This is a genomic window from Kocuria sp. p3-SID1428 (genome assembly GCF_025149945.1).
Lineage (GTDB): Bacteria > Actinomycetota > Actinomycetes > Actinomycetales > Micrococcaceae > Kocuria.
Genome location: NZ_JALXVH010000034.1, coordinates 1 through 21705, shown reverse-complemented (window position 1 = coordinate 21705; position 21705 = coordinate 1). Strand labels below are relative to the sequence as shown.

General features: G+C 71.3%; 17 protein-coding genes. 10 read left to right on the top strand and 7 right to left on the bottom strand.

Features of this window, described 5'->3' with window-relative positions; genetic code table 11:
* Window positions 1-23: 23 nt before the first annotated feature.
* On the top strand, window positions 24-2198 hold the full coding sequence (locus tag M3E84_RS08555; protein WP_259895775.1) for a PhoX family phosphatase: 2175 nt from the start codon (window positions 24-26) through the stop codon (window positions 2196-2198).
* A 126-nt stretch (window positions 2199-2324) separates the two neighbouring features.
* Window positions 2325-4142, top strand: a complete 1818-nt coding sequence (gene menD, locus M3E84_RS08550) for a 2-succinyl-5-enolpyruvyl-6-hydroxy-3-cyclohexene-1-carboxylic-acid synthase (protein ID WP_259895774.1) — start codon at window positions 2325-2327, stop codon at window positions 4140-4142.
* Window positions 4143-4182: 40 nt separating this feature from the next.
* Here the strand turns inward: menD and M3E84_RS08545 are convergent, their stop codons facing one another.
* The 3 genes from M3E84_RS08545 to M3E84_RS08535 form a co-directional block, all read right to left on the bottom strand.
* Complete coding sequence (locus M3E84_RS08545) at window positions 4183-4476, bottom strand: hypothetical protein (RefSeq protein ID WP_259895773.1); 294 nt, start codon at window positions 4474-4476, stop codon at window positions 4183-4185.
* Window positions 4476-4781: a hypothetical protein gene (locus M3E84_RS08540; protein WP_259895772.1), complete on the bottom strand. Its 306-nt coding sequence runs from the start codon at window positions 4779-4781 to the stop codon at window positions 4476-4478. The genes M3E84_RS08545 and M3E84_RS08540 overlap by 1 nt, the downstream gene beginning before the upstream one ends.
* A gap of 79 nt (window positions 4782-4860) precedes the next feature.
* Window positions 4861-6249, bottom strand: a complete 1389-nt coding sequence (locus M3E84_RS08535) for an isochorismate synthase MenF (protein WP_259895771.1) — start codon at window positions 6247-6249, stop codon at window positions 4861-4863.
* Between the two features lie 75 nt (window positions 6250-6324).
* On the opposite strand from M3E84_RS08535, the gene M3E84_RS08530 reads away from it, so the two are divergent.
* The 5 genes from M3E84_RS08530 to M3E84_RS08510 all read left to right on the top strand — a co-directional run bounded on the left by M3E84_RS08530 (window position 6325) and on the right by M3E84_RS08510 (window position 11355).
* Entirely contained in the window at window positions 6325-7056 is a 732-nt protein-coding gene (locus M3E84_RS08530) for a demethylmenaquinone methyltransferase (protein ID WP_259895770.1), read from the top strand.
* The gene (locus M3E84_RS08525; RefSeq protein WP_259895769.1) at window positions 7053-8384 is read left to right on the top strand and encodes a geranylgeranyl reductase family protein; all 1332 of its coding nucleotides are present in this window, start codon (window positions 7053-7055) and stop codon (window positions 8382-8384) included. Before M3E84_RS08530 ends, M3E84_RS08525 begins: the two co-directional genes overlap by 4 nt.
* An 11-nt stretch (window positions 8385-8395) precedes the next feature.
* Window positions 8396-9451, top strand: a complete 1056-nt coding sequence (locus M3E84_RS08520; protein ID WP_396415593.1) for a polyprenyl synthetase family protein — start codon at window positions 8396-8398, stop codon at window positions 9449-9451.
* Between the two features lie 114 nt (window positions 9452-9565).
* Complete coding sequence (locus tag M3E84_RS08515) at window positions 9566-11248, top strand: sodium-dependent transporter (protein ID WP_259895768.1); 1683 nt, start codon at window positions 9566-9568, stop codon at window positions 11246-11248.
* Complete coding sequence (locus tag M3E84_RS08510; RefSeq protein ID WP_259895767.1) at window positions 11245-11355, top strand: methionine/alanine import family NSS transporter small subunit; 111 nt, start codon at window positions 11245-11247, stop codon at window positions 11353-11355. Before M3E84_RS08515 ends, M3E84_RS08510 begins: the two co-directional genes overlap by 4 nt.
* Before the next feature lie 147 nt (window positions 11356-11502).
* Here M3E84_RS08510 and rarD read toward each other — a convergent pair whose 3' ends face one another.
* Together rarD and M3E84_RS08500 are read right to left on the bottom strand one after the other, a co-directional pair.
* Window positions 11503-12498, bottom strand: a complete 996-nt coding sequence (gene rarD / locus M3E84_RS08505) for an EamA family transporter RarD (protein ID WP_259895766.1) — start codon at window positions 12496-12498, stop codon at window positions 11503-11505.
* Window positions 12495-13919: a DUF6882 domain-containing protein gene (locus tag M3E84_RS08500; protein WP_259895765.1), complete on the bottom strand. Its 1425-nt coding sequence runs from the start codon at window positions 13917-13919 to the stop codon at window positions 12495-12497. Before M3E84_RS08500 ends, rarD begins: the two co-directional genes overlap by 4 nt.
* A 62-nt stretch (window positions 13920-13981) precedes the next feature.
* Between M3E84_RS08500 and M3E84_RS08495 the strand changes: the two genes are divergently transcribed.
* On the top strand, window positions 13982-15490 hold the full coding sequence (locus tag M3E84_RS08495) for an SseB family protein (RefSeq protein ID WP_259895764.1): 1509 nt from the start codon (window positions 13982-13984) through the stop codon (window positions 15488-15490).
* Between the two features lie 127 nt (window positions 15491-15617).
* Here the strand turns inward: M3E84_RS08495 and M3E84_RS08490 are convergent, their stop codons facing one another.
* Both M3E84_RS08490 and M3E84_RS08485 read right to left on the bottom strand, forming a co-directional pair.
* A complete protein-coding gene (locus tag M3E84_RS08490; protein ID WP_311200455.1) occupies window positions 15618-17138 on the bottom strand; it encodes a catalase in 1521 nt (506 codons plus the stop codon).
* 82 nt (window positions 17139-17220) lie between these two features.
* Window positions 17221-17763: a Fur family transcriptional regulator gene (locus M3E84_RS08485; RefSeq protein ID WP_259895763.1), complete on the bottom strand. Its 543-nt coding sequence runs from the start codon at window positions 17761-17763 to the stop codon at window positions 17221-17223.
* Window positions 17764-18087: 324 nt separating this feature from the next.
* Here M3E84_RS08485 and M3E84_RS08480 point away from each other — a divergent pair, with 324 nt between their 5' ends.
* Both M3E84_RS08480 and htpX read left to right on the top strand, forming a co-directional pair.
* Window positions 18088-20679, top strand: coding sequence for a sigma-70 family RNA polymerase sigma factor (locus M3E84_RS08480; protein WP_259895762.1), 2592 nt, complete (start codon window positions 18088-18090; stop codon window positions 20677-20679).
* Between the two features lie 141 nt (window positions 20680-20820).
* A complete protein-coding gene (gene htpX, locus M3E84_RS08475; RefSeq protein ID WP_259895761.1) occupies window positions 20821-21699 on the top strand; it encodes a zinc metalloprotease HtpX in 879 nt (292 codons plus the stop codon).
* The last annotated feature ends 6 nt before the right edge of the window (window positions 21700-21705 follow it).

Genomic DNA, 21705 nt, shown 5'->3' with positions numbered 1-21705 from the left:
GGCGGGACGATGAGAGGGAACACATGCGCCATCAGCTCCTGCCCATGCTCGGCCACACCAACGGCAAGCGCTCGCCGCTGACCTGCGCGCTGAAGTGCGGCTCGGCCTGCGCCTCGCCGGACTGCAACCAGTCGGACAACCCCACGTTCCACGAGATTGCCTCCACGGCCCTGTCGCGCCGCTCGGCTCTGGGCCTGGGCGCGGCCGCCGCCGTCTCCGTGGGAGTCGTGGCCACAGGGACCCGCGCCGAGGCCACCTTCGCCTACTGGGGCGAGCGCGGCGGACGCATGGACTTCGCGCCGATCGACCCGGTGGACGCCGCGGTGGATGACTTCACCGTGCCCGAGGGCTTCGACTGGTCGCCGATCATCCGCTGGGGCGATCCGCTGTTCGAGGACTCGCCGGCCTTCGACCCCCAGAACCAGACCTACGAGTCGCAGCAGAGGCAGTTCGGGTACAACAACGACTACCTGGACATCCTCCCGGACCGCGGCGGCCGCACCGGCGTGCTCGTGTGCAACCACGAGTACACCAACGAGAACACCATGTTCCCTGCGGACCAGCGCGAGAACGACCTCGAGCGCACCGCCTCGGTCGGCATCGCCGCCCACGGCATGGCGGTCGTCGAGATCGAGCGCAAGGCCCCCGGCCAGCCCTGGAGCTACGTGGTCGGCGGGACCCGCAACCGCCGCATCACCGCGGACACCCCGTTCTCCGTGGACGGCCCGGCCGCCGGCTCGGAGCTGCTCAAGACCGTGGCCGACCCCACGGGCAAGCTCGTGCTGGGCACGCAGAACAACTGCTCCGGCGGCGTGACGCCCTGGGGCACCGTGGTCTCCGGCGAGGAGAACATCACCAACGTCCTGGCCGCCCGACCCTCCCCGGAGCAGGAGCGCTACGGCTTCTCCACCACGCCGCCGGCGCGACGCTGGGATCTCATCGATCCCCGCTGGAACGGCAACAACGAGGGCTACGAGAACGAGGTCAACCGCTTCGGCTGGGTCGTGGAGATCGATCCCACGGATCCGAGCTCGACCCCCGTCAAGCACACGGCCCTGGGCCGTTTCAAGCACGAGGGCGCCAATGTCTACGTGGCCGCCGACGGCACCGTGGTCGCCTATTCGGGCGATGACCAGCGCTTCGACTACCTCTACAAGTTCGTCTCCTCCAAGAAGTACAAGGAGGGCGACCGCCGCCACAACATGACCCTGCTCTCCGAGGGCGACCTGTACGTGGCCAAGTTCGTCGGCGACTCCGCCGGCGAGATCGACGGCTCCGGCAAGCTGCCCTCCGACGGCGCGTTCGACGGCACCGGCGAGTGGCTGCCGCTGGTCGTCGACGGCCAGTCCGAGGTCGAGGGCATGTCCGTCGAGGAGGTCCTGGTCTACACCCGCCTGGCAGGCGACAAGGTCGGAGCCACCAAGATGGATCGCCCCGAGGACGTCGAGCCGAACCCGCACACCGGCAAGCTCTACGTGGCCTGCACGAACAACACCGAGCGCGGCACACCCGGCAAGGCGGCCGCCGATGAGGCCAACCCGCGCAGCACCAACCGCGACGGCCACATCATCGAGCTGAGCGAGGACGCCGAGAACTCCGCGGGCACCTCGTTCACCTGGTCGATCCTGCTGGTCTGCGGCGATCCCGCGACCAACTCCTCGGTCTACTTCGCGGGCTTCCCCGCGGACAAGGTCTCGCCGATCTCCTGCCCGGACAATGTCGCCTTCGACTCCGAGGGCCACCTCTGGATCTCGACCGACGGCGCCCCCGGCACGATCGGCTACAACGACGGCCTGTTCCGCGTGGGCCTGGAGGGCTCCGAGCGCGGGCTCGTGGAGCAGTTCCTGTCGGTCCCGCAGGATGCCGAGACCTGCGGCCCGGTCATCCACGACAAGGAGCAGATGGCCTACGTGGCCGTCCAGCACCCGGGTGAGGACGGCACCTTCGAGGAGCCGCGGTCCTACTTCCCGGACTACGTCGTGAAGACCCGTGAGGAGGAGGGCCGGTTCGCGCTGTCGCGCCCGTCGGTCGTGCAGGTCTACTCGACCCGCCGGGGCCGCGGCCAGTTCGGCCGCGGCAAGGAGGTGGCGGGCGAGCGCAAGGCCGCCCGCGGACCGCGTCCGGAGGGCTACAAGGGCCGCTCCACCCAGGCCATCCGCGAGAAGGCCCGTCGCGCTCGTCGCTCCTACACCGACTGAGGCACCGAGCGCGCTCGGCCGCTGAGGCGGCGCTGAGCCGAGGTCGGCCCCGGATCTGCTCGCCCCGTTGCGGGCAGGCGGATCCGGGGCCGACGTGCTGTCCTGGGGTCTCAGTAGGGTGGGCGGATGACCTCCGATGCGCTGCTGACCGCCGCCGCCGTGCTGGACGGACTCGTGGAGACAGGGATGCGCGAGCTGTTCGTGTGTCCCGGATCCCGCTCCGCTCCCTTCGCCTATGAGGCGGCCCGGCGCGATGGCCGCGACCTGTCGGTGCACGTGCGCCTCGATGAGCGATCCGCCGCCTTCCACGCCTTGGGCGCAGCGCGGGCCACGTCTCGGCCCGCCGCCGTCGTGACCACCTCGGGCACCGCCGCCGGGAACCTGCTGCCGGCGGTCATGGAGGCTCATCACGGCGGTGTCGGCCTGGTGGCCATCACCGCCGACCGTCCGCCGGAGCTGCGCGGAACCGGGGCCAATCAGACCACCGTCCAGCCCGGGATCTTCGCCGGCTTCGTGCGCGCCGAGGTCGATGTGGTGCTCGAGGCCTCGGGGCAGGATCCGGAATCGCTGCGCCGCCGGGTGCTGGCGGCCCTTGCCCCCGCCCTGAGCGCGCTCGAGGCGGACGGACTCCGCGGCCCGCCTGGACCCGTGCACCTGAACATCGCGCTGCGTGACCCCCTCCAACCCCAGCCTCCGACGGACTCGACCGGGCACGGCGGCGGCAGCGAGGCGGCAGCGGGCTCGGCGGCCTCGGGGGAGGGCCCCGCCGATGACGCCGATGAAGGCCGCGCCGGGCCCGCAGGCGATGCGCTGGCGGATCGGCTGCGGCTGGCCGTGGAGACCCCGCTGCTGGATCCCTCCGAGCTGCAGCGTCTCGGTCACGGCGCGCGGCTGCATCGCAGCGTGGTGGTCGCCGGCGATGGCGCCGGCGCGGGCGCCGCTCAGCTGGCCGAGGCGCTGGGCACCCCGCTGCTGGCCGAGCCTTCCTCGCAGGCTCGTCGCGGGTCCACGGCGATCGGGCCCTATCGGGCGCTGCTGGAGACCCCGCTCGGCGAGGGCATCGAGCGGGTCCTGCTGGTCGGACGACCCACGCTCTCGCGTCCGGTGGCCGCGCTGCTGCGGCGCCCCGGGGTGGAGGTCGCGGCATGGCGGCCCCGCCCGGTCCCGTGGTTCGAGGACGGGCGGCGGCCCGAGCGCGAGCTGAGCGCAGCAGCGGAGGCTGCCGAGTTCCTCGGACGCGCACCGCAGCAGTGGAGCGATGACTGGTCTCGGGCCGGGGCACAAGGGCAGCGGCGCGCGCTCGAGGTCCTGCACCGCGCTGGATCCGCAGGCGTCGGTCTCCCCGGCCCGCTCGCGGCGCGGGCGGTCTGGGATGCCTGCCGCGCTGACCGCCGCCTGCTGGTGATGGGCTCGTCGAATCCGATCCGTGACCTGGACCTGCTCGGCGAGCCGGATCCCCGCCCCGAGGCCGGCGTGGAGGTCCTGGCGAATCGAGGGCTGGCCGGTATCGACGGGCTGGTCGCCACGGCGGCCGGCGCGGGGCTGGCGGCCGGGCGTCCGGTCCGTGCCCTGCTGGGTGATCTGACCCTGCTGCACGATGCCGGCTCGCTGCTGAGCCTGCGCGGAGAGCGGGCGCCGCAGCTGCAGATCGTGGTGCTCGACGACGGCGGCGGAGGCATCTTCGCCACGCTCGAGCACGGCGCCCTGGGCGAGCATGAGGCCTACCGGGACACGGTCGAGCGCTTCTTCGGCACCCCGCCCAGCGCGCGGATCGACGAGGTCTGCGCCGGCTACGGGATCCCGGTGCGCAGGGTGGGGGGCCTCCGGGAGCTGGAGGAGGCCCTGCGGGATCCGGATCCCGGGATCGGCGTCGTGGTGGTGCGCGCCCACCGCGCGGGTCTGCGGCAGATGAGCCAGGAGCTCACCCGCGCTGTGCGCGGATGAGCTCCCGGGAGGGTGCCTGAGCGGGTGAGGCCGAGCGGTCTCAGGCTCCGGTGCGAGGACCCTGGTTCGAGGCGGCGGCACCGTCCTGGGAGACCGGGGAGTCGGCGACCGCTTCGCGAGCGGCCTGCGCCTCCTGCTGATCGGCGTCGCCGTCGATCAGCAGCCGGCGCTCGATCAGGTAGGTGTTGTGCTCGCGCGGTACCAGGACGGTGACGAGACCGCCGAGCAGCGCCACCCCGGCGAACACGTAGAACTGCTCCGAAGCGCCCAGGATGCCCACGCCGGCCACCCCGATGAACAGGAACAGCAGCGCCAGCGGGAACTGGAAGGTCATCAGCACCAGCGTGATCGCGGCCAGGGCGAAGGTCGTGGCGATGACATTCTGCGGCTTGCCCAGGCGGTCGCGGCGATCATGCCGCCGATCACTGCGGCGCCGTCGAGCACGAAGGGGAACCAGAGCTTCAGCTCGCCGTAGCCGTAGGACTCCATGATCCGCGGCAGCCAGGTGTTCATGCCGTAGGTCAGGCAGAGCCCGGCGAAGGACATGGTGGCCATCAGCAGTGCGGCCAGTCCGAACTCCTTGGTCAGCAGGGTGGAGTATCCGGTGCGTGCCGGCGCGGAGGCCGCCCGGGAGACCATGCTCCCAATGGTGTGATCCAGTTCATAATAGACCTTGATTATCTCGGATAATCATAATTATTCGCGAGGCGGGACCACGTCAGTCGGCGCCCAGGGCTCCCAGCACGGGGCGCAGCTTGGCACGGGTCTCGGCGAGCTCCTCCGCCGGGTCGGAGGCGCCCACGATGCCGCAGCCGGCATACACGCCGACGGTGGACGGGTCCTCTTGGACCCCGCCGCGCAGGGCGATGCCGAAATCGCCGTTGTGCCGGGCATCGACCCAGCCGACCGGGCCGGCATAGAGCCCCCGGTCCATGCCCTCGAGCCTGGCGATGGCCTCGGCGGCGGCGGCCGTCGGCGTGCCGCACACCGCGGCCGTGGGGTGCACGGCCTCCACGAGCTCCAGAGCCGAGGCCACGGTGCCGTCCGGACCGCGGCGCAGATCGCAGGTCACATCCGAGGCCAGGTGCCACACGTTCGGCAGCTCGAGCAGGTAGGGCTCGGTCGAGGAGCGCACCGCATCCGTGTAGGCCGCGATCCCTTGCAGGAACGAGGCGATCGCGAACTCGTGCTCCGAGCGCTGCTTGGCGTCCTGCATGAGCCGCTCGTGCGCCCAGGCCCGCTCGGCGGGGCTCGCCGTGCCCGAGGACGTGCGCGGGACGGTGCCGGCCAGCACGCGGGCGTGCACGGCGCCGTCGAGCACGCGCACGAGGCGCTCGGGGGTGGCGCCGAAGACCCGTCCGCCGGCCGGGCCCGGGTGCCCCTGGACGTCCACGGTGTAGGTCCAGCAGCGGTCGTAGTCGGCGGCCAGCCGTGCGAGCGCCCTGGGCATATCCAGCTGCGAGCCCTCGGCCGCGTGCACGGGGACGCAGCGGGCCAGCACGATCTTCTCGAGGCCCCCGCAGCGGATCTCCTCGATCCCGGCTGCCACGGCCTCCATCCAGCGGGCCTGGGCGGAGGCGTCCTCGAGCGCACGCGGGGCCGGGGTCTTCGGGGCGTCCTCGAGCGGAAGCCGGACCAGACGACGCGCGGCCGCGGCGATGTCGTCGGGGCCCAGAGGGTCGGCGGACGAGGCGACCAGGGTCGCCCAGGCGCCGTGGTGATCGCGCCCGATCACCAGCTCAGGGACCACCAAGCCGGAGCGGCGCTTCGAGGAGCGGGCGAAGGCGAACGCTCCGAAGGCCACGGGTCCGGTGGCCGAGCGGCGCAGCGGGTCCTCGATGCGCATCGCATCGACGGTCTCGTCCCACCAGGCGCGGGCTCCGGTGAAGCGATCCTCACCGGTGGTGCCGAACGAGGCGGCGCGGCCGAAGCCGATCAGCCCCAGCCCGCCGATCGTCCAGCATGCTTCGGGGCCCGCGGGCAGCAGTGCGCGCAGATCGGCCTGCGCTCGCAGGGCCGGAGGCAGTGCGTCGCCCAGCTGCTCGAGCGGGACGGTGAGGCTGCGGCGCAGGGGCGCAGGGCTGGGGGAGGAGGGGGTTGCGGACATCGTCGCTCAGTGTAGGCCGCGCTCGCAGGGGCATGTCGGTTCGGACTCTGCGGCGGCGGTGCCACAATGGGGCCCGTGAATCGTGCAGACCTGTCCAAGCGCACCGACGCCGTCGCCTCCATGTTCGATCAGGTGGCCCCGCGGTACGACCTCGCCAACGACATCCTCGCCCTGGGCCAGACCAGGGGCTGGCGCCGTGCGGTGACCAGCGCCGTCGGCGCGGCTCCCGGTGAGCGGGTGCTCGACGTCGCCGCCGGCACGGGGACCTCCTCCGAGCCCTTCGTCGACGCCGGTGCGGAGGTCGTCGCCGTGGACCTCTCCGAGGGGATGCTGCGCGTGGGGCGCGACCGCCGCCCGGACATCGACTTCATCCAGGCGGATGCCACGCACCTGCCGTTCGCGGACGAGACCTTCGACGCCGTGACGATCTCCTTCGGTCTGCGCAACATCGCCGAGCACCGTCAGGCCCTGTTCGAGATGCTGCGCGTGACCAGGCCGGGCGGGCGCCTGGTGATCTGCGAGTTCTCCACGCCGGTCTTCAAGCCCTTCCGCAGGCTGTACAGCGAGTACCTGGTCCGCGCGATCCCGGGCATCGCCCAGAAGGTGACCTCCAATCCGGAGGCCTACGAGTACCTGGCCGAGTCGATCCGGGACTGGCCGGACCAGGAGACGCTGAGCGAGCACCTGAGCCAGGTCGGATGGCAGGAGGTGCGCTACCGCAATCTCACCGGCGGCATCGTGGCGCTGCACCACGCAGTGAAGCCCCTCGAGCACACCTACGGCGCGCCCACCATCGATCTGGCGTGAAGGTCGTGATCGCCGGCGGCGGACCTGCGGGATCCACCGCCGCCTACTGGCTCTCGGCCCACGGCCATGAGGTCGTGGTCCTGGAGAAGACCGCTCACCCGCGGGAGAAGGTCTGCGGCGACGGCCTCACCCCGCGTGCCGTGCGCGAGATGCAGCTGATGGGCATGCCGCACGGGCCGCAGGACGGTTATCGCGCCAATCGGGGGCTGCGCCTGTGCGCCCGCGATCGGGCCATCGAGGTGGCCTGGCCCGAGCTCACGGACTTCCCCGCCTACGGGCTGGTGCGGCCCCGCTCGGGCTTCGACCAGCATCTGGCCCGCCACGCGGAGGCCGCAGGCGCTCGCCTGATCGAGCACCGCTCCGTGACCTCCGTGATCCGCGACGACGACGGCCGCGTCATCGGTGCCGAGGCCTCCGTGCTGGATGCGAGCGGTCGGCGCACCGGCGAGTCGGAGCGCCATCTCGGCGATCTCGTCCTGGCCGCCGACGGCGTCTCCTCGCGCACGGCCGTCAGCTCGGGGCTGCACCGTGACCCCGACCGGCTGATGGGCGTGGCGGTGCGCGGCTACTACGAGTCCCCGCGCTCGCAGATCGAGTGGATGGAGGGCTGGCTCGAGCTGCGCGACGGAACGGACCCCTCCGGGGCGCTGCTGCCCGGCTACGGCTGGGTCTTCGGCGCCGGCGACGGCACCGCCAACGTGGGCCTGGGCATGCTCAGCACGTCCAAGGCCTTCCGCGGCACCGACTACCGCCGTGTGCTGCAGGACTGGGCGGCCTCCATGCCGAGCCAGTGGACATTCGATCCCGAGCATCAGCGCGGGCGCATCCTCTCGGCGGCGCTGCCCATGGCCTTCTCCCGCACGCCGCACTGGGTGCCCGGGATGCTGCTGCTCGGCGACTCCGCCGGGCTGGTCTCGGCCTTCAACGGCGAGGGCATCTCGAATGCCATGCAGTCGGCGCGCCTGGCCGCCGAGCAGATCCACGAGGCCGCCGGTGCCAATGGGCCGGCGCAGCGCGACGCGGTGCTGGCGCGCTATCCGCAGCTGCTGCAGGACGAATGGGGCGCCCACTTCACCCAGGGCCGCGCGCTGGCGCAGCTGATCGGCCGGCCCCGGATCATGAAGGCAGCCGTGGCCACCGGGATGTCCCTGCCCGGCCTCATGCGTTTCGTGGTGCAGGTCATGACCGAGCTCAGCGACCGCCCCGTGCGCACTTGGGAGGATCGGGCCATCGCCCTGCTCGACGCCCTCACCCCCGCCACCTCCAACCGCGGGTCGTCGTCCGGGATCCCGGATGCCCAGCCCCAGAAGCCGTCCTCGACAAAGTAGAGTGTCCGATCGTGACTGACTCCTCCCAGGCCTCCGCGCGCCCCGACGACTCGCTGTCGAGCATCCTGCCCCCGAGCTTCGCCGCCGTCGCCGGGGACGAGGTGCTGGGACCGCAGCTGCTCGAGGGACTCGCGGCGATCGAGGCCCGGCTGGCGCAGTGCGTGCAGAGCACGGATCCGCTGATCCAGGTCACGTCCACGCACCTGCTCCGGGCGGGAGGCAAGCGGGTGCGCCCGCTGCTGACGCTGCTCAGCGCCCAGGTGGGCGGGGGCATCAACGACCACGTCATCGATGCCGCCGTGGTGGTCGAGCTGACGCACCTGGCCTCGCTGTACCACGACGACGTCATGGACTCCGCTCCCGTGCGCCGCGGCGTGGAGACCGCGCACACGGTGTGGGGCAACTCGGTCGCGATCCTGACCGGCGACCTCATCTTCGCCCGCGCCTCGTCCCTGGTGGCCGAGCTGCCCGGCGACTCCTTCAGGGTCCAGGCCAATGCCTTCGCCCGTCTGGTCGAGGGCCAGCTGAAGGAGACCTCCGGGGTCCCGGAGGGCGCGGATGCCCTCGAGCACTACCTCCAGGTGCTGGCGGGCAAGACCGGTTCGCTGATCGCCGCGTGCGGGATCTACGGCGCGGGCCTGTCCGGCGCCGAGCCCGGGGTCCGCGAGGCCATGGAGGCCTACGGCGAGCGGATCGGCGTGGCCTTCCAGCTGGCCGATGACATCATCGACATCACCTCGCCGTCAGAGGTGACCGGCAAGACCACCGGCACGGACCTCCGTGAGGGTGTGCTGACCCTGCCGGTGCTCATGTTGCGGCGCATGGCGGCCGCCGGGGACCGCTCGGCGCAGAGGGCGCTCGAGCTCGTGGATGCCGACCTCACCAGCGATGACGCCCTGGCCGCAGCCGTCGAGGCCATCTGCTCCCACGAGGCTGTGGAGCGGTCATGGGCTGTGGCCCAGGAGTGGGTCGACGACGCCCTGCGGGCGCTGGAGCCGCTGCCGGAGACCGCGGCCAAGACGGCCCTGGAAGCCTTCGGGCGTGACATGGTTCACCGTCGTTCCTGAGAATGCGGTATAAATGCACCGCTGAAATGCTCCCGATTCCCGGGGGATGACCTCGACGTACGAGGCGACGGTGCCCGTGTGCCTCGTCGAGCCCCGAACCCCCTGAGGTGCACCATGTCCTCACCCGACGCCTCCACGAGGGCGAAGAGTCCCACGTCGCCTGAGCGCGAAGCCTTCTCCAGTCGCACCGTCTTCATCCTGGCCGCCATGGGCTCAGCTGTGGGTCTGGGCAATATCTGGCGCTTCCCGTACATCGCCTACGACAACGGCGGCGGTGCCTTCATGATCCCCTACCTGGTCGCCCTGCTCTCGGCCGGTCTGCCGCTGCTGATGCTCGACTACGCCGTGGGCCACCGCTTCCGGGCCTCCGCCCCACTGGCCTTCCGTCGACTGCACCCCAAGGCGGAGATCCTGGGCTGGTGGCAGCTGGCCATCTGCTGCGTCATCGCCGTCTACTACGCCGCGATCCTGGCCTGGGCCGGGTCATACACGATCTTCTCCTTCACCAAGGCCTGGGGCGATGACCCCGAGGGCTTCCTCATGGGCCAGTACCTCCAGGTCGCGGAGAGCGTGGCCCCGGGCTTCGACTTCGTGCCGCAGCTGCTCATCGGCATGGTGCTCGTGTGGGGCGTGCTGATCGTCGTGATGTCGCTGGGCGTGCAGAAGGGCATCGGCCGGTTCAACGTGATCTTCCTGCCGCTGCTGATCGCCATGTTCCTGGTCATGGTGGTCATCGCGCTCACCCTCGACGGGGCGGCGGTCGGCCTCGACGCCCTGTTCACGCCGAACTGGTCGGCGCTGGCCGACCCGTCGGTGTGGATGGCGGCATACGGCCAGATCTTCTTCTCGCTGTCCGTGGGCTTCGGCATCATGGTCACCTACGCGTCCTACCTCAAGCCCAAGACCGATCTCACCAGCTCCGCGCTGGTGGTCGGCTTCGCGAACTCGAGCTTCGAGATCCTCGCCGGCATCGGCGTCTTCTCCGCGCTGGGGTTCATGGCCGCTGCCTCCGGTGTGGGCGTCAGCGATGTCGCGACCAACGGCATCGGCCTGGCGTTCATCGCCTTCCCCACGATCATCTCGGAGGCCCCGGCGGGCACGCTGATCGGCGTGCTGTTCTTCGGCTCGCTGACCTTCGCCGGCTTCACCTCGCTGATCTCCATCGTGGAGGTGGTCATCGCCGGCTTCCAGGACAAGCTGGGGCTGACCCGCGTGCCGGCGGTCCTGGTGGTCACCATCCCGCTGGCGATCGTCTCGATCGCGCTGTTCCCCACGACCACGGGCCTGAGCCTGCTGGACGTCGCCGACGCCTTCGTGAACAACTACGGCATCATGGTGGTCGCCCTGGTGGCGGTCGTGCTGCTCACGTCAGGTCTCACGGCGCTGCCCGTGCTGCGTGATCACCTCAACTCGGTGTCCACCTTCAAGCTGGGCCGCACCTGGATGCTGCTGGTCGGCGGCCTGGGTGTCGTCGTGCTGGGCTACTCGCTGATCGGCCAGCTGTCGACCACGCTGTCCGAGGGCTACGGGGGCTACCCCGGCTGGTACGTGGGCGTGTTCGGCTGGGGCATGGCGCTGGCTCTGCCGGTGCTGTCGTGGCTGATGACCCGCATCCCGTGGAGCGCCGGATCGCGGGCCAGCCAGCAGTCCCCGGCGCCGCCCATCCTGGACTCCGTCCTGGATCGCCGACTGCTGGGCACCACCGGCTACTCGCACCTGGACGAAGGCTCCGACAGCCCCTGGGCTCATGAGGCCCGCCACCGCAGCTGCGCTGAGACCGAGGAGAACGCACGATGAGCACCACCGCTGTGATCATGATGATCGTCGCCATAGTGATGGTCTGGGGCGGCCTGATCGCCTCGCTGCTGCACCTGCGCAACTCTCCGGAGGAGCAGGACGACTGAGAGCATGTCGGCCCGTGAGCGGGTAGCCGTGCACCACGAGGCCCCTGCCTCCGCTGCCTGTCGGGCAGCGGAGGCAGGGGCCTCGTGCATGGACGATCTGCTCCGGCCCTCGCCCCGAGCCCGGCGCTGCGGCGTGGGGCTCGGGGCTCAGCTTCCTGGCGGCACCTCGGGCAGCTGTGCTGCGCGATCCCGGCGGCGTCGTCGTCCCGCCAGGCCTGCATCGGCGATCATCAGCACCACTGCGACCCAGACGACGAAGAACCCGGCCCAGCGCTCAGGGGGCATGGCCTCGTGCAGGACGACGACCGCCACGATGAACTGCAGGATCGGGGCGATGTACTGCAGCATGCCCACGGTGGACAGGGGCAGGTTGGAGGCCGCGAGCCCGAACAGCAGCAGCGGACCCACTGTGATCACGCCGGTGCCCACCATGAGCGCGGTGTTGACTGGGCCGGCGGTGCCGAAGACCAGGGCGTCGCGGCTGAGCAGGAGCCCCACGATGATCGCTGAGGGGATCAGCAGCACCAGCGTCTCGACCGACAGTGTCACCAGCGCGGGCCAGCTGCTTCCGACCAGGGACTTCACGAGTCCGTAGAAGCCGAAGGTGAAGGCCAGCCCGAGCGACAGCCAGGGGACCTGGCCGTAGAAGACCGACATCACCAGCACGGCCGCAGCGCCCAGGATCAGGGCGCCCCACTGGAGCGCTCGAAGCCGCTCGCGCAGCACCAGGACCCCCAGCAGGATCGAGACCAGGGGGTTGATGAAGTACCCCAGGGAGGCCTCGAGCGTGCGTCCGGAGGTCGCGGCGACCGTGTAGAGCGTCCAGTTGATGCCTATCAGCAGGGCGGCCACCGCGAGGATGCCCAGCACCCGGGGCCGGGTCAGAGCAGCCAGGAAGCGACCGAACTGCCCGAACACCCCGAGCATGATCAAGCACAGCACCAGTGCGAAGCCGATGCGCATGGAGACGATCTCCCACGGACCCGCGGGGGCCAGCGCCACGAAGTACAGCGGGAGCACGCCCCAGAGGGCGTAGGCCGTGATGCCCTGCGTCAGCCCCGCTCGTGGGCTGCGCACGTGGCGGCGGTCGACGACCTCGGGGGTCGGCTCCGGGGCAGGTGTCGGGTCCTGCGTCCGGCTCACCGCCCGAAGAAGCGGCTCAGGAAGCCCTTCTTGCGCGGCTGATCGTCCTCGGTCCTGCGGTCCTGCTCGGCGGCCTCCTCGGAAGCCGCGGTGTCCTGCGCCTCCTCGGCCGGGGCCACGGTGCGCTCGGTGCGCTCGGCGTCCTGGCGGCGCAGATCCTCGGCGTCGAAGCGCTCGACGGTCTCTGCCTCCGGGCGCTCCTGGTCCTGCTCGTCAGCAGCGGTTGAGTCCTCTGCGGCGGAGTGCTCGTCCGGGGCCTCGGCCACAGGCACGGTCGAGGTGGTGACCTCTCCGGGAGCGATGTCGCGGCGAGGGTCCTGGTCGTAGGGAAGGTCGTCCTCGGCTGCCGCCCCGCCGTAGGTGACGGTCGGCTCCTCCTCGGTGGAGCGCTCCGGCTCGTCGTGGGAGATCTCGTAGGCGGGCTCGTCGTCCTGAGGCTCGGGCTGCTCGGTCGAGGGTACGGGGGCCTCGAGCTCCTCGCGGGTCAGCTGCTCCGGCAGCGGGGTCTGCTCGGTGCTCTGCGCGGCGACCTGCTCCTGCTCGCGCTCCTGCTCGCGCTCCTGCTCGCGCTCCTGCTCGCGCTCCTGGGCGGCGGTGGCCTCGCGGCGGGCCTGCTCGTCTGCCTGACGGGAAGCGCGATCGCGCTCGGCCTCTTCGGCGGCCAGGCGCAGCGCGTCCTCCCGGTCGGCCCGCAGGGCCGCACGGCGAGAGGCCGCCTGGTCCTCGAGGGCGGCGAGCTCCTGCTCGCCGACCAGGGGATCGGCGGACTCGGCGGCATCGATGCGCCGGTCCTCGAACCACAGGCGCTGGGCACCGGTGCGGGTCGTGATGACGCAGGTGGCCTCGGTGTCCCAGTCGATGTGGGCGCCGCGCAGGCGGATGTAGGAGTCCACGGCGCGGCAGTGGTCCTCGGCGGTGCCGGTCTGCAGCGCCTCGGCGATCACGCGCATCATGGTCTCGACGTCCAGGGCAGGCAGCTCGAGCTCGGGGCCCTCGAGCAGCAGCCACGCGGTGACCTGTCCGCCCACACCTGCGGGGTAGTGGGCCCAGATGCCGGTGACGGACTTGGCAGCCAGTGCCAGCCGACGGGCCAGCCCGTCCTCGCGGGGGATCTCATCGGTGATCAGCTCGTCCACATCGCTGCGCGAGCCGGACTGGCGCGCCTGCACCGAGGCGGCGACGACCTCCGGCGGGAAGTGCCCGAGCTCCTGCCAGGCCCAGATCCAGGAGCCGCGGCTGGTGGAGTCCGTGCCCAGCAGGTGGGGACGCAGCGTGACGGGCGGGTCCGACTGCAGCGTGAAGGAGGCGGCCGAGAAGTCGACGTCCCACTCGACGCCCTGGCTCAGTTCCGCCAGGCGTGCCTGGTGCTCGGTCGAGATGAAGACCGAATCGTCGATCAGCTGCTGCAGTGTTGTCGTCATGGGTCCCAGGCTAGCAATGGCGGCGGACGCCTGCGCGGCGACGGCCTCGATAGGGTTGAGCCATGACGCAGGAGCCCACCCCCACCTCCACCCCCGTCCCAGAGTCCGCCGGACGCCGTTCCGGTACCCACAGCGCCGAGCTGCGCACCGATGCTCAGACCGCCGAGCTGCTGCAGCAGGAGCTGCGCACGATCGGGCAGTGGATGCTCGGCGTCGTGAACGTCCAGCCCGGATGGCAGCGCATGATCCTCGATCTCAAGCCCCAGGACGGTCGCGTGTGGCTGCGGATCTCCGAGGAGCGCGACGGTCGCGTCCTTCCCGGAACCGTGGGTCCGCTCAACGCGGCGAGTCCCGTGCTGCGCAGCATCGAGCGGCTGCAGTCGCTGAGCTACCGCCCCGGTCGAGGCACGTGGTTCGCGACCAGTGTGATCGTGCTCGCCGACGGGGGGCCAGATCCGCAGCACCGGTTCACGGCCCGTCATGCCTTCGACGAGCGCCCCGAGGTCTTCGGCGAGGAGGGCCCCTACGGGCTCGAGGATGCCCTGGAGCATCTCGAGCGCTTCCCCCGCACAGAGGACCGGGTGCCGTCGTGGCTGGGGGAGATGGCCGCGCAGGCGGAGGTCTCCATTCCCGTGCTCGCTCCGGAGGACGTCGCTTCCGCTGTGGATGAGTCCACGGTCAACCCGCTGCTGCGCGAGGCAGTGCTGGGCTTCGCCGCGGCCCCGTCGGAGGAGGCGATGATCGAGGTGCTGCGCCAGGCCATGCAGGGCGTCGTGGTGCTCGACGCCAGCGGATCCGACCTGGTCCCCGGTCCGGAGGGCGAGCAGCCGGGGCCCGATTCGACGATCCGGCTGCAGAGCCTGCGCGACCAGGACGGTGCGGTGGGGCTGGTGGTGTTCACCTCGGAGGAGGAGGCGCGGCAGGCCTTCCGCCGGTTCTCCGACCAGGAGGGCGGCGAGCCCACGCTGCTGCGCCAGCCGGCGCTGGTGCCGCTGCAGATCCTGATGCAGGACGAGCAGTACGACCACCTGGTGCTCGACCCCGGACAGGCCTCCTGCCGGATCCCGCGCCGGCAGATCCAGTGGGCGCTGTCCTCGCCGCACAACGACGTCGTGAAGGGCGGTCTGGTCGCCGGAAGCATCCCGCAGATCCTCGGCGGCATGGTCGGACGGGAGTCCCAGCTGCTGGTCGCCACGGAGCCTGCACAGGACGGCTCCGTGCCGCCGCCGGTCTTCGCCTCGAACGACGACGGCACTGCGGACACCCTCTACATCTTCACCTCGGCGGTCGAGGTCGCTGCGCTCGATCGCAGCCTCGAGGCGCGGGCGGCATCCGGGCGCGAGGTCCTGCGCATGGCCCTGGAGTCGGGGGCTCGGCGCATCCGCCTCAATGCACGCGCGCCCATGGCGGTGTTCGAGATGGACGAGATCTTCCGCCTGCTGGCCTCGCTCGAGGAGTCCGAGGAGCAGGGGCGTCGGGCTGCAGAGGGCGCCCAAGACGACTCCGGCGACGACGCGGAGGACCCCGGCTCGATCCCCAGCAGCCAGCCCTTCTCCCCGGACGGTCGCTGAGGGCGCGTCCCGGCAGCCTCCTCACAGCCCTCGCAGCGGGGCCGGACGCAGACAGGCCCCCTCGACCAACTGGTCGAGGGGGCCTGTCCCTCAGCGGCCGCGCAGCGGGCCGAGGCGGATCAGCGGATCACACGTACTTGGCGTCGGCGCCGCGGTTGGCGGCCTCCGCCTCGCGCACGCGCTTGCCCAGCTCGGGGTGCACGTTCTCCCAGTACTGGAAGGCGCGCTCCTTGATCGTCTCGTCCTGGACGTCGCCCACGTGCCCGGCGATGTTGTCCACCAGGATCTGCTGCTCCTCGGCGTCCATGACCTCCGAGTACAGCTTGCCGGGCTGCGAGAAGTCGTCGTCCTCCTCGCGCAGGGTCGCGGCGGCGCGCACCATCTCGCCGTCGGTCTCCCAGCGCATCTCGTCGGCAGGCTTGACGCCCTGGCCGGCGACAGGCCCGCCGACAGTGTTGGGCGCGTAGACCGGCTGCGAGGGGGCCTTGAAGGTGTAGCGCATGGGCCCGTCCTGCGAGTACGAGTTGTTCTCGGCGTAGTGCGGGTAGTTCACCGGCAGGTCCGCGAAGTTCGCACCGATGCGGTGACGGTGCGTGTCCGGGTAGGAGAACACGCGGGTCATCAGCATCTTGTCCGGGGAGATCTCGTGGCCGGGCACGGTGTTGCCCGGGGAGAAGGCCGCCTGCTCGATCTGGGCGAAGTAGTTCAGCGGGTTCTGGTTCAGCACGAACCGGCCGATCTTCTTCCGCGGGTAGTCCTTATGCGAGATCGTCTTGGTGACGTCGAACGGGTTGACCTTGTAGGTCTTGCCGTCCTCGTAGGGCATGATCTGCACCTCGACCGACCAGGCCGGGAAGTCGCCCTTGTCGATGGCGTCGTAGAGGTCGCGGCGGTGGGCGTCGGCATCCTGGCCCGCGATGTGGGCGGCCTCCTCGCCGGTCAGCCCCTCGACGCCCTGCTCGGAGATGAAGTGGTACTTCACCCAGAAGCGCTCGCCGGCCTCGTTGACCCACTGGTAGGTGTGCGAGCCGTAGCCGTTCATGTGGCGCCAGTTCTTGGGGATGCCGCGCGGGCCCATGAGGTAGGTGACCTGGTGGGCGGACTCGGGGGACTGGGTCCAGAAGTCCCACTGCATGGTGTTGTCGCGCAGGCCGGAGGCCGGCAGGCGCTTCTGCGAGTGGATGAAGTCCGGGAACTTGATGCCGTCGCGGATGAAGAAGATCGGCGTGTTGTTGCCCACGATGTCGAGGTTGCCCTCGGTGGTGTAGAACTTCAGCGCGAAGCCGCGGGGGTCGCGCCAGGTGTCGGGCGAGCCCTGCTCGCCGGCGACCGTGGAGAAGCGGGCCAGCATGGGCGTCTTGGTGCCCTTCTGGAAGACCGCCGCACGGGTGTACTCCGAGACGTCCTCGGTGATCTCGAGCTCGCCGAAGGCACCGCCGCCCTTGGCATGGACCACGCGCTCGGGGACGCGCTCACGGTCGAAGGCCGCCAGCTTCTCCACGACGTAGGAGTCGTGCAGCGCGATGACGCCGTCGGGGCCGCCGCTGGTCAGCGAGTGGGCATCGGACTGGACGGGCTTGCCCAGCTGATCGGTCGTGAACTGGCCGGTGGGGCGCAGTCCCTCTTCATGGATGTTCTTCTCAGCCACGGTGTTCCTCCTGTGAGGTGCTCTTGCGGTGGTCGTCGGCTCGTGCTGCGCGCTCGGCGCGCCGCCGCTGCGACGGCCCGGCTCAGCCAGCAGCAGTGACCGGTCCGGGGGACTGTGGGGCGGCGCCTCCCGCGGCTGCGGCGGCCTCGGCCGCACGGCAGTCGCGGCAGATGCCGCGGTAGAGGACGTCGGCGCAGAGCAGGTCCATGCCGAGGTCGTCGGAGGGGGTCAGGCACGGGGCGGCGCCGACGGCGCAGTCGACGTCCTCCACCCGTCCGCAGCGCATGCAGTACGCGTGGTGGTGATTGTCCCCCGTGCGGGTCTCGTACAGGGCAGGCCGACCCGGGGGCTCGAACTTGCGCAGCATTTCGAGGGCCGTCAGGTCCGTCAGCACGACGTACACGGACTGGGTGCTGATCGTGGGCAGCTCCGCCCGCACGAGTTCGGCGATCTGCTCGGCCGAGCTGTGGGGGTGGTCCCTGGCCGCGGCCAGCACGGCCAGGCGCTGACGGGTCACCCGTCGTCCCTGGGCGCGCAGCTGCGCGCTCCAGTCCTCGCTGGTCACGACGCGGCCCTCGTGCGCCGGATACCCGTGGGTCTCCGTCTCGAGTGCTGATGTCCTCATGGGCCCGAGTGTAGCGACAATTCTGAGAAACTCACAAAAAGACTATGTCGCGGCTCACTGCGGCCCGCGCGATGTGGGTTCTGATCAGCGGTGATGCGAACGCATATATTTGGTGCGAGTACCGTCACCGGACTGGCTCCGCGTCGCGGCGATGCATATCCTCTTGTTACGCCTCACCGCCTCTTCCCCAGGGGGCCGCGGTACGGTTGCGCTGCCGCTGCCGCTGCCGCTCTGTCCCCCGGGGCGGACGCCGCCCCTTCGGGCGCGTCCCCCTCCGAACAGGCACACGTTGCCTTGTCCCCCCTCAGAGCTGCGAATGCCCCTATGAACTCCCATCACGAGAATCCCGCGCACCGTCGCGAGCCGGAAGCGCAGGGCCATGGACCTGCCTCCGGTTATGACGCGCGCCCTCAGGGCGAGCCGATCTCCGGAGATGGCATGGAGATCCCGTGGCGGGGCGCTGACGAGGCGCAGCGGGACACCGCTGAGAACGGGGTCGTCGACTCCGGCTCGGACGAGCCGCAGGATCAGTCTGCTGCCCCGGAGGACGAGGCCATTGCCGATGAGGCTCTGCTCGACTCCGCCCGAGCCGGCGACGAGCAGTCGTACGCGGCCCTCTATGAGCGCCACCGCTCGACCGCGCTGAACGTCGCGCGCATGCACACCCGCAACGTGCACGATGCCGAGGACCTGGTCTCCGAGGCCTTCGCCCGCATCCTCAGCGTCCTGCGCCGCGGCGGCGGGCCCCGCAAGCACATGCGCAGCTACCTGGTCACCACGATCGGGCGGCTGGCAGTGGATCACGGCATGGCCGCCGGTCGGGTGCGCCCCTCGGAGGACGACGCCGAGCTGGATCGGCCCGAGGAGTTCGACGACGTCGTCGTGCGCCAGTGCGAGGCGGCCGTGGTGGCCACCGCCTACGGGTCGCTGCCCGAGCGCTGGCAGGCCGTGCTGTGGCACACCGAGATCGAGCGCATGAAACCCGCGGCCGTGGCCGAGGAGCTGCAGATCAGCCCCAACGCCGTCTCCGCCCTGGCCAAGCGGGCCCGGCAGGGGCTGCAGAGCGCCTACCTGCAGGCCCAGGTCTCGGCCGAGGCCACCGACGCCTGTCCGGAGTTCGCCGGCGAGCTCGGCTCCTTCGCAGCCGGGACCCTGGCCTCCCGGCGTCGCTCCAAGCTGCAGCAGCACCTCGATGACTGCCCGCGCTGCACCGCGGAGTACCTCCAGCTCGAGGATGTCGGCGTGGGTATGCGCGTGTGGATCCTGCCGGTGCTGGCGGCGCTGCCGCTGTGGGGCACCGAGTCCAAGGTCCTCACCGCGATCCTCGCCTCAGGTACGGGCAGCGCGGCGATGGCCGGCGGCGCGAGTCCCGCAGGTGGAGCTGCGGAGGTCACGGGTGGACTGGGGCAGGGCTCCGCGGAGCCCTCTGCGGCCGCCTCCGTGCCCCTTGACGGCGGGGTCGCTGCAGGGTCGGCCGCAGCTGCGGGTCCGGCCGGCTCCGAGTCGGTCGGCTCGGGGGGCCAGGGCGGCAAGCTCGCCGTGGACACCACCGTGGCGGGCGGCGTCGGGCTGAAGGTGGCCGTCGGGGTCGTGGCCGCGGCGGCTGCGGTCTCGCTCGTGGGCCTGGGCGTGAGCACGCTCGTGCGAGACGATGCCGGCGGCGCCAGCGCCGTCGGCGGGTTGCCCTTCCCTGCAGGCGACGGCGCCGCTGAGGGCGAGGACGACTCGGGTGGTGACGACAGCGGCGGCGGTGAGTCGGACGCGGATTCGGCGGGTTCCCTGTTCGGGGACTCGCCCGGCGATGGCCGCCTCGGGCCGACCCCCGCCGGCGCCGTTTCCACGGCGGATCCGGCCGATGCGTCGGACAGCGCCGACCGGCTCGCGGCCTTCGGCCCGGCCGACCGGGCCGATGACCAGAGCGCTGGCAACGGCGCGGACTCCGGCAGCGAGGCCTCGGCCGAGGACAGTCGGGCAGGAAACGAGGCGGACTCCGGTGCCGCCGGCGACGCCGCTGCCGGCGGTGCTGACGACGGAGCCGATCGGCCCGCGAGCGGCGGCGGCCCCGGCAGCGGTGCCTCCGGCAGCGACGGCGGGGCGTCGGGCGGCACAGGAGGCGAAGGCGCCCCCGGCGGCTCGAACAGCGGCGAGGCCTCCGGCAGCGGCAGCTCCAGCGGCGATCCCGGTTCGGGCGGCACGACCGATCCGGCTCCGCAGCCCGCTCCCACCGGCGAGCCCGCACCGGAACCGGAGCCCACCCCCGAGCCGACCCCGGAGCCCACCCCCGAGCCGACCCCGGAGCCCACCCCCGAGCCGACCCCGGAGCCCACCGAGTCGGGGGACGAGGAGAGCCCTCCGACCACCGACGACTCGACCGATCCGGCTACGGACGCGGACGAGGAGTCTGCGGCCCCCGACCAGCCGGCCACGGGCGGCACGACTCCCGGCAGCGGCAGCTCCAGCGGCGAGCCCGGTTCGAGCGGCACCACCGATCCGGCTCCGCAGCCCGCTCCCACCGGCGAGCCCGCACCGGAGCCGGAGACCACCCCCGAGCCGACCGCGGAGCCCACCGACTCGGGGGACGAGGAGAGCCCTCGGACCACCGACGACTCGACCGGTCCCACCGATGCGGCCACGGACCTGGGCGAGGAGTCTGCGGACTCCGACCAGTCGGACGCGGACGAGGAGTCTGAGGCCCCCGACCAGCCGGATACGGACGAGGAGTCTGCGGACCCCGACCAGCCGGACACGGGCGGCACGACTCCGGGCAGCGGCAGCACCGATCCGAACCAGCCTCCGGCCGAGGTGGAGGGCGCCACCTGGGTGTGGGTGCCTCGTGAGCAGTGGCCGTGGCTGTGGCAGACCCTGTGGCCCTGGACGAGCGGATACTGGGAACTGTCTGCAGACACGGCCGAATAGGGAACACCCGTCTGAGGCCGCCGGTTCCTCTCTGATGAGGGCTCGCGCGCACCCGGGGCTGCCTGGGAAGACGGCGGAGCGCCGCTTCTGGGTCTCCGGCGCGACCAGACGGCCCCATTGAACGAGAGGAACGGATCCGGCATGCACCGACACTTCAACGGGCTGAAGACCGCAGCGCTGCTCGGCGGTATGTGGGGCCTGCTCGTGCTGATCGGGTACGGCATCTCGCTGAGCACGGGCAGCTCGATCTTCATCCTCCTGTTCGCGGCGATCGGACTGGTCTCCACTGCCTACAGCTACTGGAACAGCGACAAGCTCGCACTGCGCTCCATGCATGCTGTGGAGGTCACCGAGCAGCAGGCGCCATGGCTGCACTCCACTGTGCGTGAGCTCTCCGATCGCGCCGGGCAGCCCATGCCCCGCCTCTACGTCTCGCCCACTTCGAGCCCCAATGCCTTCGCCACCGGTCGCAATCCGCGCAACTCTGCGGTGTGCGTCACGGAGGGGATCCTGCAGCTGCTCAGCGAGCGCGAGCTGCGCGGCGTGCTGGGCCACGAGCTGCAGCATGTCTACAACCGGGACATCCTCACCTCGTCGGTGGCAGCTGCGATCGCCGGCATCATCACATCGATCGCGCAGTTCCTGCAGTTCGCCGCGATCTTCGGCGGTCGCGGGGACGGCGAGCGAAGCAACCCCCTGGCGGCCCTGGCGGTCGCCTTCCTGGCCCCGGTGGGCGCCTCCGTGATCCAGATGGCGATCTCGCGCACCCGCGAGTTCGACGCCGACGAGGACGGCGCCCGCCTCACGGGGGATCCCATGGCGCTGGCCAATGCGCTGAACAAGATCGAGAACGGCGTCGATGCCCGGCCGCTGTCGGCGAATGACCAGCGGGTCGTGAACACGTCGTCCATGATGATCGCGAACCCGTTCCGCGGCGGCGGGCTCTCCCGTCTGTTCAGCACCCACCCGCCCACGGCTCAGCGCATCGAGCGCCTGCAGAGCATGCTCCGCGAGGGCTGAGTCCGC